Genomic DNA, 13,149 nt, shown 5'->3' with positions numbered 1-13,149 from the left:
TCTGTGGCGAACCCGCCACGGTCTTCCGCTCAGTTCTTGACGATGATGAGCGCGCCCTCTGTCTCGACGAACTCGCCCTCGCCGGTGTAGGTGCGCGCTTCGTTGACCTCGAACATGTCGGGGCCGAGTTCGACGCCCGCGACGTGGAGTTCGTCGCCGACGAGTTCGTAGTCGTCCTGTGCGAGTGCCGCCTCGATATCCGGAACCTTGCTCCCGTACTCGGGGCCGACGACGGCGTAGTCGAGGTCGATACCGGAGATGACCGACTCGATAGGTGGTTCCTCGTCGGTCGAGGTGAGCGACTCGACGTGCATGACGCCGCTGATATCGGATTCGAACCCATGGATGTCGCCATAGACCTCCACCTCGTCGATGCCGGCATTCATCGAGAGCTGCGCGTCGCTCTTGTACTTCCGAAGCGCGCCGACGACGGCCATGGCAGTCTCGCCGGCCTCGAAGTCGGCGTCGAGGCCGAGTGGGTCGGGCCACGACTGTTCGTGGACGCTCTCGGCGTTGTACATCTCACGCCACAGTTCCTCGGTGATGTGTGCGAGGATGGGCGCGAAGAGGACGAGGAAACGCTGGTGGGCGGTCTGGAGCGTGTAGGCCGCCGAGGGGTCGTCGCCCTCGCGGAGTCGCTGTTTGGCGATTTCGAGGTAGTCGTCACAGAACGTGTGCCAGAAGAAACTCCGCAGGCTATCGCGTGCCTTCGAGAACTCTCGGTTCTCGAGTTTCTCCGTGGCGTACTCGATTTCGCGGTCGAGCGACGCGAGCAACCAGCGGTCGAGCGTCTTCAGGTCGTCGTGGTCGAACTCTTCGGGGGCGTCCTCGGTGAGACTCTCGACGAGTTTCGACGCGTTCCAGAGCTTTCGCATCAACTTCTCGCCCGCGACGAGACCCTTCTCCTGATACGGCAGGTCGTCGCCGACGGCGCTCCCCGCGGCCCAGTAGCGGGCGGCGTCGACCGGGAACTTGTCCAGAACCTCGTCCGGCGAGACGACGTTGCCGACGGACTTCGACATCTTCTCGCGGTTCTTGTCGAGGACCATCCCGTTTATCATCACGCTGTCGAACGGCACCTCGCCGGTGTGCTCGTAGCACTTGACGACGGTGTGGAACAACCAGAAAGAGATGATGTCGTGGCCCTGCGGGCGCATGTCGAACGGATAGAGTTCGTCGCGTTCGAGTTCCATCTCCTCGGTCTCGGGGTTCCAGTCCCATCCGGCGTTGATGAGGGGTGTGAGCGACGACGTCGCCCACGTGTCGAAGACGTCGTCTTCGGCGACGAACTCGTCGTGACCACACTCGGGACAGGTGTCGACCGGCGGGTCGTCCGAGAGTGGGTCGACCGGCAGGTCCGCGCGGTCGGCGACGACGACGTGTTCGCAGTCGCCGCAGTACCAGACCGGGAACGGAATCCCAGAGGAGCGCTGGCGCGAAATCGCCCAGTCCCACTGGAGGCCTTCGATCCAGTTCTTGTACCGCGTGAACATCTTGTCGGGGAACCACTCCATCTGCTCGCCCGCGTCGAGGTACTCCTCGCGCTTGTCGAGCAGTTTGATGTACCACTGGTCTTTGACGAGGAACTCGACGCTCGTGCCACAGCGTTCGTGGACGTTGACCGTGTGCGTGATGGCGCGCGTGTCGAGCAGTGCGCCGGCGTCGTCGAGGTCCGAGACGATATTCTCGCGAGCCTCGTCCGAAGACAGACCGGCGTAGTCGTCTGCAACCTCGGTCATCGTGCCGGATTCGTCGATGGCGACGCGGAGTGGCAGGTCGTGCGCCTGATACCACTCGATGTCCGTCTGGTCACCGAAGGTACAGCACATGACGAGGCCCGTTCCGGTCTCTAAGTCGACACGCTCGTCTTCGAGGATGGGGACGTGCTGGCCGAACAGCGGAACCTCGGCCTCCTGCCCGACGAGGTGTTCGTTCTCGTCGTCGTCGGGGTGGACGAAGACGGCGACACACGCGGGGAGGAGTTCGGGGCGCGTCGTGGAGATGACGAACGACTCGTCCGAGTCGGCGACGCCGAACTCGATGTCGTGGAAGTGCGACCCCTGTTCGTCGTCTTCGGTCTCGACTTGCGAGATGGCCGTCTCACACTCGGGACACCAGATTGCGGGCGCGCGCTGTCGGTACTGGCGGTCCTTCTCGTAGAGGTCGACGAACGAGAGTTGCGAGATGCGCTGGACCTCGGGTGAGATAGTCTGGTACGTCTGCTCCCAGTCGATGGAGATACCGAGGTTCTGCATCTTCTCGGTGAACTCCGCTTCGTACTTCGAGGTGACCTCGCGGCAGAGTTTCTGGAACTCGCGTCGCTCGTAGTCCTGGTGCTTGATTCCGAGTTCGTCTTCGGTCAGGAGTTCCGAGGCGATTCCGTTGTCGTCGTATCCGAACGGGAAGTAGACCTCCTCGCCGCGCATCCGGTTGAACCGGGCGACGAAGTCCTGGAGCGTGAAGCCGTAGACGTGACCCCAGTGAAGACTCCCGGAGACAGTCGGCGGCGGCGAGTCGATGGAGAAGACGGTGTCGGGGTCTACAGCACCCGCTGGGTACGCGTACAGGTCTTCGTCGACCCACCTCTCTTGCCAGTTCGCCTCGACGGTTTCCGGGTCGTATTCTCCGCTCGGCATTGCGTTGGCGTACCTACCACCGGGTAGACTGTTAAACAACTCGGTTAGCGGCCCGAGAGCGCGAGTATCGAGCGGCGAAGAGAACCCGTCGCAGCGACGGGCACGCCGTCGAAACGAGAGAAATCGGCGAGAGAGCGATTAGACCGACGCTAGCGCCGCGTCGAGGTCAGCGAGCAAGTCGTCGACGTGTTCGACGCCCACGGACATGCGAAGCAGCGAGTTCGAGATACCGAGACGGTCCCGTTCGGTCTGAGCGAGTGGCGAGTGCGTCATCGTCGCCGGGTGCTCGATGAGGCTCTCGACACCGCCGAGACTCACTGCGAGGGGGAACTCGCGCAGGCGGCCGAGGAACTCGGCCGTCCCGTCGAGGTCGGTGTCGAGTTCGAACGAGAGCACGCCACCGAACCCGGACTGCTGCCGGGCGGCGAGTTCGTGCTGTGGGTGGGATTCGAGGCCGGGGTAGAGGACACGCGTGACGGCGTCGTGGGATTCGAGGAACCGCGCAATCTCCATCGCGTTCTCCTCGTGTTGGCGCATCCGCAGTGGGAGCGTCTTGATACCGCGGAGGGTCATGTAGGAGTCGAACGGCGAGAGCATCGACCCCATGCCGACACGCTGGAGGAACGCGAGTTCGTCCATGATGTCGTCGCGGTTGGTGACGACGGCACCGCCGATGGAGTCGGAGTGGCCGTTGAGGTACTTCGTCGTGCTGTGGACGACCACGTCGGCACCGAGCGACAGCGGGTTCTGGAAGTACGGACTGAGGAAGGTGTTGTCCACGCCGAAGATGGTGTCCCACTCGTCGGCGATGGCGGCGATAGCCTCGATGTCGCAGAGGTGCATGAGCGGGTTCGTCGGCGTCTCCATCCAGATGAGACGCGTCTCCTCCCGCATGGCGTCTTCGACGTTGGCAACGTCCGTCGCGTCGACGAACGTCACGTCCACGTCGAGTCGCTCGGCGAAGAGGCGGTTGAGCATCGTCTTCGTCCCGCCGTAGAGGTCTTCGAACGCGACGATGTGGTCACCGGGGCGAATCATCGCCGTCATCGTCGCCGTGATGGCCGCCGTCCCCGACACGAACGCGAGGGCGTGCTCCGCACCTTCGAGTGCCGCCAACCGATGCTCCAGTGCGTTTCGCGTGGGGTTCGACAACCGCGAGTAGAGATACTCGCCCGCGTCCGGGTCGAGCAGTTCGAGGTCCGCATCGGGGTCTACGTCGGGAACCGAGTACGTCGACGAGAGGTGAAGCGGGACGACGACGTCTTCGACACCGGGCGCAGGAGCCTGTCCGCGCTCGCCGTGGGTGACTGCCAGCGTCTCGCGCGTTAGTTCATAATCGTTCATACAAGAACTGGCGACGAGTTACATCCTAAAGGTTTCTATCGTTCTCACACCAAATGCACAAAAGGAATGACGAGAAATTTGAAATTACTCGAAGTTATCTCAGAGAGGGTGGGAGAGACCACGTATCGCACTCGACACTCGCGTGAAAAGTGGTTACAAGCTGACGTGTCGCTTACTGCAACGCCGACAGGTCGAAACTCCCACCTTTTCCGTGACTCGCACCGCTCGTCACGCAAAAATCTGGTCCAAAAAATCTAATCCGTGGTCGGTTACGCCAGCGCCGACAGGTCGAACTCGAACGCCGCGACCGGCAGTTCGAGGTCGTGTCCGACGATGACCTTCGGGTGGAGTTCACCGACGATACCGACTTCCTCGCCGTCGATGACGACGGCGGCGGTCCGACCGGGGATGAACGACGGGTGTTCGGTCGCTGGCGTCTCCAGTTCCACGTCGAAGTCGCCACAGAGTGCGGCGAGGCGGGCCTTCGCGTCCTCGTAGGTCGCGTCGTGGCGGGCGAGAACGGCGGCGACGTGGCGCGCTTCGGCGACGCGGGTGTTCTCGTCGTCGTCGCGGTGGGCCACGTGGCCGATTTCGGCGAGGTCCTGTGGGTACGCGCGGTGGGTGTTGTTCTCCAGCACCATCGTCAGCGACGGGAGCACCCACGTGCGGAGCATGGTGTAGTCCTCACTGTAGGGTTCGGTGATGGAGGCGGGTTCGCCGCCGCCCAGCACGTCCGTGCCGGGTTCGATACCCATGCGCTCGTAGTTCTCTCCTTCCGAAATCATGTGGAAGTCGAGCATGTCCTCGAACCCGAGTCCGACGAGACTGTTGCGGGCGGCGTCTTCGAGTCGGGAGCGCTCGTGACGCTGCCCGACCGTCCCCACGTCGGGGTAGCGCGGTTCGAGGTCGTTGAAGCCGTAGGCCCGACCCACGTCGTCGACGAGGTCCAGCGGGTGGAGCACGTCGACGCGATACGGTGGGATGGAGACTTCGTAGACTGTCTGTTCACCCAACTCGGCGTTCGCGTCGAGTCCAGAGCGCTCGAAGAGGTCGATGACCTCGTCCATCTCTAACTCGACGCCGAGAATCGACTCGATTCGGTCGTGGCTGACGTGTTTCGTGTCGACGTCGAAGTCGGGTTTGACGACGGTGCCGTCTTCGTACTGGACTTCGACTTGCTCGATGGTCGCCCCGCGGGCGGCCAGCGCGTAACAGATGATGGTGCACATCCGGTCGATGGTCCACTGGTCGGTGCCGGTGAGTTCGACGAACAGGTCACGCGAGTCGGTCGACACCTCGGTCCGACGGCCGTTGATGACCGGCGGGAACGAGAACAGGCCGATTTCGTCGTAGATGGCCGGGTAACGCTCGTACTCAGAGACGAGGTCGGCATACTTCTGTCCGGTCGCGTGTTGTTCGAGCACCTCGGCGGGCGTGAGTTCCTCGTTCGAGTCGAGGGCGACGAAGGTGTCGCCGTCGGGGGCGATTCCCGTGTACGTGATGGAGTTGCCGGTGGCGTCCTCCGAGAGCACGTCGCCTTTCAGCATCGTCAGGTCGTGGATGCCAATCGCGCCCTTCGCGCGCTTGCGACCCATCGTCGCGTGGAGTTTCTCCTGCAGTTGGATGAGCGAGTCCAGCGCGGCGTCGTCTAAGTCCACGCCACGGATGACCGCACCCGTGACGTAGGGTCGCTCGTCCGGGACGGACTCGTCGACGACGATAGTCCAGTCTGGGTCGTTCGTCTTCGGGACGGAGACGCCACGGGCGTCGCCGTACTGGTAGCGAAGCGACCGGGCGACGCCTTCGACCGAGAGACGGTCGAGGCGGTCCGGGCCGAACTCCAGTTGGAAGGCCCCGTCGTCGGTCACGCCCTCGAATTCGAGGCCGAGCGCGAACAGGTCGTCTTTGAACTCCTCGTCGGACTTCTCTTCGTGGCCGGTCAGGCGGCGCAGTTCGTCTGGTTGAACGTCGACTACGGGCATTATCGGAGCACCTCCGTCTCGCGGAGCAGGTCGAGGTCACACATCGTTCCGTGAACGTCGCGGATGTCGTCGAAACCGTACATGAGCATCAAGAGACGCTCTAAGGCGAGGCCCCACGCCATCACGTCGCATTCGACGCCGAGTGGGCGGAGGACTTCCTCGCGGAACATCCCGGAGTTGCCGATTTCGATGAGTTCGCCCGTCTCGGGGTGTCGGCCGAACAGTTCGAACGACGGTTCCGTGTAGGGGTTGTAGTGCGGTTTGAACTGGATGTCCGTGATGCCGAAGTGCGAGTAGAACTCCTCGAAGGTACCCATCAGGTCGCGCACCGAGAGGTCTTCCGCCATCACCCAGCCCTCGATTTGATAGAACTCCAGCAGGTGGGTCGGGTCGAGCGTGTCGTTGCGGTAGACCTTCTCGACGGAGAAGTACCGCTGCGGCGGTTCAAGTTCGCCGACTTCGTGGCCCGAGAGGTAGCGCATCGACAGCGATGTGGTGTGCCCGCGGAGGGCGATAGCGCGAGCGAAGTCCTCGCTCCACGGCGAGTGGTAGCCGTCCCCGTCTTCGCCGACGCCGTTGAGGTGGGCGTCGCGGACGCGGTCGATGAGGTCCTCGGGAATGTCTTCCATCGGCGGCACGTCGAGGGCGAAGCGGTCCCAGTGCGTGCGTGCCGGGTGGTCCTGCGGCATGAACAAGCAGTCGTTTATCCAGAAGTCCGCGTCGGCGTGCGGACCTTCCATCTCGGCGAAGCCCATGCCGGTGAGCACGTCCTTCACGCGGTCTGCCGTCTGCCGAAGGATGTGTTTCTTGCCGCCGCGTACCTCGGGGGCGTCGGCTTCGACGTTGTACTCGGTGAACTCGACGTCTTCCCACTCACCGGAGGTGAGCATCTCGGGCGTGAGACGGTCCACCGTCTCGGCCGCCTCGACGCCTTCCATCATGGCCGTGACGCCCTCGTCGGTGAGGGTGACGGCGCGGATGGTTCGCTCGCGGCGGACCACGAGGTTGCGTGATTCGAGTTGGTCGAGGACGGCGTCGTCGACACTGTCGCCGGCGACGAGGGCCGCGAGTGCTGCGGCCTCCTCGTCAGCGTCGGGGTCGGCGTCCGCGTCGGGCGCGAGTTCGCCCGAGTCGATGTGGCCGTAGCCCTTTCGCGCGAAGTTCGACAGCGCGATATCGACCTGCGGGCCGCCAAGCGAGGAGGCACCGATGACCTGCCCCATCGGGACCGAATCGCCGTCGCCGACGTCGAGTGCGGCGCGGTAGAGTCGGACCTCTGGAAGGCCGCCTTCGGCGTACTCGACGCCCTCGTCGGTCAGTTCGACGTCTTCCTCGATGGTCTCTGTGACCGAGACGAGGCCGTCGTCGCGCAGGTCGAAGGCCGCACCCGTCACCGTCTCTGGTTTCAGGTCCGTCGCCTCCGCCAACTGTTCTATCGTCCGTTCGTCTGTAGCGCTCGCGGCGTTCAACACCGCGACCTGTGATTCCGGAAGTCGCATCTGGTTCGTTGTGGCGTTAGCCGTCTGGGAGTTGGTTAGCAGTTTCGAAGCCTCGCCGCGTTGGCGAGTCTGACCGAAGGGGTCGGTTTCGTCCGCCGGGCGTGGTCGCGCCGGGGCGGAGTCCGCCGACCTCAGGCGGTCAGGAAGAAAAAGCCGAACCCGGAGGTGCTCGGTTCGCGAGTGGCGCTGACACCATCACAGACAGGTTCGGTTGTCATATCTTCGAGATTGCCACGTTCCTTCAAAACGGTTCCGGAATCGTGGGAGTGAGTGGCACGTTCGTCGCTTGTGTCGCCGACATGGAGAGTAGCGCAGTGGCGGGTGTCGATTCAGGAGCCACCAGTTGGAGATAAGATACTTTCTTATCCACTGCCGTCTCAGGGGCGACGAAGACGAATGCGCGACTTGGCTGCGACGCTCGAGACGATTCGACTTGGTGAGGAGGCGTCACTCATCGTCAAACCACCGAACCGACCGGACGACAGAGACGACGTGGACGCCGTTCTGGTCCAATCGAACCCGCCGTACGAGTTCGACGACGGTGAGGTCACCTACCGAATCGTCGAAGAAGACGGTCGCTACCAGGTACTCGCATCCCGCGACGTGGCCGACCCGACCCGGACACTCGGCGAACTCCGGGCCGTCGTCAACATGAGTACGTAGCGGAGTCGTCTCCTCACACGCTCACCTCACTCCCTCACGCCACGTTCTGTTCTGTGAGCGTCTCGCCCGCCTCGAATCGGTCCAGCGAGAGGTCCGACACGTCCACGTCACACTCGTTCTCGTCGAGACAGAAGTCAGCAACCGCCTCACCAGTCGCCGGTGCGTGCTGGAAACCGTGTCCCGAAAAGCCGGCGGCGACGACGAACCCCGGCGCGACTTCGTCCAGAATCGCGTGGTGGTCGGGCGTCACGGCGTACAACCCGGCCCACCCGTTGCGAATCCTCGTCTCCGGCCCGAAGTACGCGGCGCAGTCGTCGGCGCGTTCTGTCGCCTCCACCGCCCAGTCGACGTCCATCGACTCGTCGAACCGGTCGGGGTCCACGTCCGGGTCCGAGTCGGCGAAGTGTCCGCCGACGATGGCGGTGTCGTCCCGTTCCGGGCGGAAGTACGACCCTGTGTCGAGGTCGATTGTCAACGGTGCGTCGTCCGGGAGGTCACCGTCCGGTTCGACGACCGCGATTTGTCGCCGGCGGGGGGCGATTGGCAGGTCGAGACCGGCGAATGCGGCGACGCGCTTCGTCCACGCGCCCGCCGCACAGACCACGGCATCCGCCTCGAACGTCTCGTCCGGCGTCTCGACGTGCCACGCGCGACTGTCGTCGTCCTCACTCTCGCCGCCCCCGTCACCCTCGCGTTCGAGTCCCGTCACCGGTGTATTGCTCCGTATGTCGCCACCAGCGTTGCGGACCGCGTCTGCGTATCCCTGTACCGCGGAGTGCGGGTCGGCGATGCCATCAGCAGGGGAGTAGGTTGCCGCGACGAACTGTTCTGTGCGGAGTTCGGGGACGTGCGCGCGCGCTTTCTCGGGGTCGAGGACGCGACTCGGCGCGCCCAACTCGGTCTGCATCTCGACGTTGTCGCGGAAGGCCGACGCCGTCTCTTCGGTCCGCGCGAGGAAGAGGTATCCCGGCCGGCGGTAGTCGATATCGACGCCGAACTCGTCGGCGAACGACTCCCAGACGGGGATACTCGAAAGCGAGAGTTCGACGTTGACCCGGGTGGAAAACTGCGTTCGGATGCCGCCCGCCGCCCGGCCGGTACTTCCGCCGCCGAGTGTCCCCGCCTCGCAGACGGTAACGTCGGCACCGCGGTCGGTGAGGGCGTACGCGCAGGCGAGTCCGACGACGCCGCCACCGACGATGAGGACGTGCATGGTCGTCACTGATTTTTCCCAGTGTTATGAGTGTGTCTGTGACACGGTATCGATACACGGTAGTTTCATTTTCCCGACGTGAGTAGCACGTGTATGGTTCAGATTCTCTCTGCGGACGCCGTCCGCGAACTTCTCTCGCTCTCAGAGCTCTTCCCAGTCGTCGAAGAGGCGTTCGTGAAGCAGGGCCGCGGCGAGGTCGAGCGGCCACCGAGGCCACACTTTCCGGTCGGTATTCGTGTCGACAGTATTCGAGACGGAATCGGCCCACAGGGAGAGTCGAACGAGGACCCAGCGACAGATTCGCCACTCGGAACCGCGCTGACGATGCCGGCGTACATCCACGGGCGGTCAGTGTACGCGACAAAACTCGCTGCCGTCCACCCGAACAACGCCGCGCAGTGCCTCCCGACGGTGAACGCACAGGTCGTCCTGACCGACTCGACGACCGGCCTCCCACTCGGGTTCTTCGACGGGAACAGCATCACCAGCGCTCGCACGGGGTGCATCGGTGGATTGGCCGCAGAGTACCTCGCTACCGACCCGATTCGACTCGGTGTCATCGGCGCGGGCACACAGGCACGCTGGCAGACCCGCGCTATCGCCGCGGGGTCCGACGTCGAGTCGGTTCGTATCTACTCACCCAGCGACTCTCGCGACGTGTGCGCCGCCGACCTGCGTGGCGAGGGACTCCCCGCGGATGCGGTCGATTCACCCGAAGAAGCCGTCTCCGACGCGAACGTCGTCGTCACCGCGACGACCAGTACCGACCCCGTGTTCGACGGCAAATCGCTCGAACCCGGTACGCTCGTCGTCGCCGTCGGTGCCTACACCGCGGAGATGCAGGAACTCGACGAGACGACGTTCGACCGGGCGGCGCGGGTCTTCGCCGACGTTCCCGAGGAAGTCGCAGACATCGGCGACGTACGTGAGGCCGGCCTCTCGGAGTCGGACCTCGTGCCCCTCTCGGAGGTGTTCGAGGGCGTCGTCGGCCGGGACTCAGACGAAGAGATTCTCGTCGTCGAGAGCGTTGGCTCGGCGGTGCTCGATGCGGCGACGGCCGAATACCTCTACGAAAAAGCGCGTGAACGCGGCGTCGGCGAAGACGTGGGGTTGTAGCCCCCAGTGGTGAGTTCGTTAGTGTTCGGCGGCGACGCCCCGTCGTTCTGTCTCTAAGTCGATATCGAGCGAGTCGAGGATTGCTTCCGCTTCTTCGCGCTTCTCCTGATGGTCTTCGAGGAACTCGCGCATCATCGTCGCGGCCTGCTCTTTGCACCCGCCACAGAGTCGTTCGCCGCCGACACACTCGTCGTACACCTCTTTGGCGAGTTCGTCGTCGTCGCCGGTGAGGAGGTAGGCGTACAGTTCGTAGACGGGGCACTTGTCGGCCTCGCCGCCGAGTTCGCGTTGTTCCTCGGCCGTGTCGCGGCCACCGGTCGTCGCGGACTTGACCTTGTCGTAGCCGTCTTCGGGGTCGTCCAACAGCGAGATGTGACTCGCCGGGATGGACGACGACATCTTGCCGCCCGTGAGACCGGTCATGAAGCGGTGATAGATGGACGACGGCGGGATGAACCCGTAGCCGCCGTGGTGGGCCTCTACCTCGCGGGCGAGGTCTTCGGCTTCCTCGACGTCGACGTCGAAGGCGTCGATGTGCTGGTCGTACCGACGCTTCTCGCCCTCGATTTCCTCGATGAGTGCCTCGAACGCCTCGTCGGTAGCCTGCCGGGCGAAGAACCGAATACGCGGACGGAGCGGTTCCATGCCGGCGTTTTCGAGTTTCTCGACCGCCGAGTCGCGGACGGATTCGTCCACGAGGATACCGGCGGCGTCGAGGTCGGCGTCGGCTAACCACTCGGCCGCTTCACCGCACCGCGGCACATCGGCGTCTTCGGCGTACTCCTCGCGGGCGTCGTAGGCGGCGGCGACCACCGGACGTTCGGCGTCCGAGAGTTCGAACGACGCGAACGCCTCGGTCACTTTGAAAAAGCGCATCCGCGTGGCGAGGTCACGGGCGAACCGGACGTGGGGGTCCTGGTCGGGGCCGACCGGGATGACCGTCGGTTGCGGGTCGTCCAACTGCGGGTAGAGGATGTCGGCCATCTGGGTGACAACCGACTGCATGTGCGAAATGTTGGTCTCACCGTCGAACCCGTAGATACCCTCGAACTCCGAGTAGTTGGCCTTCCCACCGAGTTCGAACGCGAGTCGCTGGAGTCGGTCGTTGTCCGACTGACGGTAGAGTTCGCCCTCCTCGGTGTCGAAGCCGAGTGCGATGAGCGACAGCAGGTAGTCGCGGCTGTGCTCGTTGATTTCGTCCCACGAGATGCCACGGGCAGAGTGGGCCTCCATGTCGGCGATGAGGCCGTACGCGTCGCCACCCTGCTGTTGATGCCAGATTATCTCGTCGAAGACGAGTTTGTGGCCGATGTGGGGGTCGCCCGTCGGCATGAACCCCGAGAGGACGGCGAAGTCGTCACCGTCGCGCATCGCTTCGAGTACCGGGCGGTAGTCGCGGTGGCCGAAGATGACCCCCCGGCGCATCAGGTAGTGTGGGTTCGGTACCTCGTCGAGGATTTCGTCGAACTCCTCGATGCCGAACTCCTCGAACAGTTTGCGGTAGTCGGCGATGGTCGACGAGCCCCACGGGTCGAGAGCGACTTCGTCTGCTCCCTCTGCTGTGCCTCCATCGGTGCGGATGCGCTCCGCGGGTTCGTCGTCTGTCATGGCGTAAGCCGACTGACCGAAAGCCAGTCTATCTGTCCGTTGGCGTCGGTCAGCGCAAAAACCATTCGCTTGCGGACACCGCCCGCGAGACGAACGTCCAGCGAGAGGTCACGCGGGACGAACGTGTGGTCGGGCGTGACCACGCGCACGAGGAACTCGGAGTGCGAGAGGTTCGACACCGTCTCGAAGTCGGTGTAGACCCGGAAGTCCGACCCGAACTTGAACCCGCTCTTGGGAACCGTCCCTGCCTCGCGGAGTGCGGAGTAGACCGCGAGACGGCGGTCGAAGCGGTCGCCTTCCACGTCGCGGCCGCGAGCGACGACATCGGATTCGGCGATATCGAGTGCGTCGCGGCAGGCGAGGGACGCCGCTTCGAGGAGCGAGAGTTGGAGCGGACCGCTGTCTGCGTTTCGGCCGTAGAGTCGCTGGCCGTAGAATCCCTGTTGGTACAACTGGTCGACGCCGGTCCACAGGAGCGCCCGGTCCGAGAGGAGTTCTGCGTCGAGGCCAGACGGGAGGTCCTCGGTGGCCGACCCCTCGGGAACGTAGCCCTCGGTGTCGAAGTACGTCAAGTCGCCGTCCTCGTCGACGATGGCGAGGACCGTCTCACCGAGCGAGGAGACGGGAATCGACTGGCGTTCGCCGGCGACTCGAACTCGGTGTTCGACCACGCCGTCCCACGGACCTTTGCCGCGCGGGTAGACGAGGAAGTCGGCACCGTCCGGGTCGTCCACGCCGGGCCATCCTTCGCGTGCGGGCGAGAGGTAGAATCCCCGGTCGCGGAGGTCTTTGTAGACGACGAAGTCGAGCGTGGTGCCGGTTCGCGCGAGGAGTTCGCGCAGGCCCATCCCGTCTACGCCGTCGATGTCGCCGCGCGAGAGGAGGTGCGCGGCCTCGACGGGCGCGACATCGAGGTCGTTCCCACCGGTCGGCCTCCCGTAGCCACGCGAGTCGTGGAACCGCTGGCGGGCGTCGCCCGGGAGGTGGACGACACCGTCTTCGAGGCGTCCTTGCATACACGAATCGGGGCGGGGCGACGACAAAGGGCCTGCGATGCCGGCGGGACGAACGTTCGGGTGTCGCCACCG

At 64.3% G+C, this 13,149-nt stretch carries 9 protein-coding genes; 2 read left to right on the top strand and 7 right to left on the bottom strand.

Annotated features, from left to right (window positions below; all coding sequences use genetic code 11):
• Positions 1-29: 29 nt before the first annotated feature.
• From GJR96_RS05685 to pheS, 4 genes are all read right to left on the bottom strand, one after another.
• Positions 30-2,636 carry a valine--tRNA ligase gene (locus GJR96_RS05685; RefSeq protein ID WP_151162051.1) on the bottom strand — a complete coding sequence of 869 codons (2,607 nt, stop codon included), beginning with the start codon at positions 2,634-2,636 and terminating at the stop codon, positions 30-32.
• Positions 2,637-2,774: 138 nt separating this feature from the next.
• Positions 2,775-3,980, bottom strand: a complete 1,206-nt coding sequence (locus GJR96_RS05680; RefSeq protein ID WP_151162050.1) for a trans-sulfuration enzyme family protein — start codon at positions 3,978-3,980, stop codon at positions 2,775-2,777.
• Between the two features lie 269 nt (positions 3,981-4,249).
• Entirely contained in the window at positions 4,250-5,962 is a 1,713-nt protein-coding gene (pheT, locus tag GJR96_RS05675) for a phenylalanine--tRNA ligase subunit beta (RefSeq protein WP_151162049.1), read from the bottom strand.
• Positions 5,962-7,461: a phenylalanine--tRNA ligase subunit alpha gene (gene pheS / locus GJR96_RS05670; RefSeq protein ID WP_151162048.1), complete on the bottom strand. Its 1,500-nt coding sequence runs from the start codon at positions 7,459-7,461 to the stop codon at positions 5,962-5,964. Before pheS ends, pheT begins: the two co-directional genes overlap by 1 nt.
• Before the next feature lie 396 nt (positions 7,462-7,857).
• On the opposite strand from pheS, the gene GJR96_RS05665 reads away from it, so the two are divergent.
• Positions 7,858-8,124, top strand: coding sequence for a hypothetical protein (locus GJR96_RS05665; protein WP_151162047.1), 267 nt, complete (start codon positions 7,858-7,860; stop codon positions 8,122-8,124).
• Between the two features lie 34 nt (positions 8,125-8,158).
• On the opposite strand, the gene GJR96_RS05660 is transcribed toward GJR96_RS05665, so the two are convergent.
• On the bottom strand, positions 8,159-9,337 hold the full coding sequence (locus tag GJR96_RS05660) for an NAD(P)/FAD-dependent oxidoreductase (RefSeq protein ID WP_151162046.1): 1,179 nt from the start codon (positions 9,335-9,337) through the stop codon (positions 8,159-8,161).
• 93 nt (positions 9,338-9,430) lie between these two features.
• Here GJR96_RS05660 and GJR96_RS05655 point away from each other — a divergent pair, with 93 nt between their 5' ends.
• Positions 9,431-10,453, top strand: a complete 1,023-nt coding sequence (locus GJR96_RS05655; RefSeq protein WP_151162045.1) for an ornithine cyclodeaminase family protein — start codon at positions 9,431-9,433, stop codon at positions 10,451-10,453.
• Between the two features lie 18 nt (positions 10,454-10,471).
• On the opposite strand, the gene GJR96_RS05650 is transcribed toward GJR96_RS05655, so the two are convergent.
• Together GJR96_RS05650 and endA are read right to left on the bottom strand one after the other, a co-directional pair.
• Entirely contained in the window at positions 10,472-12,061 is a 1,590-nt protein-coding gene (locus tag GJR96_RS05650) for a tryptophan--tRNA ligase (protein WP_151162044.1), read from the bottom strand.
• A complete protein-coding gene (gene endA / locus GJR96_RS05645; RefSeq protein WP_151162043.1) occupies positions 12,058-13,077 on the bottom strand; it encodes a tRNA-intron lyase in 1,020 nt (339 codons plus the stop codon). Before endA ends, GJR96_RS05650 begins: the two co-directional genes overlap by 4 nt.
• Between the last annotated feature and the right edge of the window lie 72 nt (positions 13,078-13,149).

Origin of the sequence: Haloferax litoreum (genome assembly GCF_009674605.1) — an archaeon.
In the GTDB taxonomy this organism is placed as follows: Archaea; Halobacteriota; Halobacteria; order Halobacteriales; family Haloferacaceae; genus Haloferax; species Haloferax litoreum.
The sequence above is the reverse complement of the archived record's forward strand: the minus strand, read 5'-3'. Positions and strand labels throughout refer to the sequence as shown.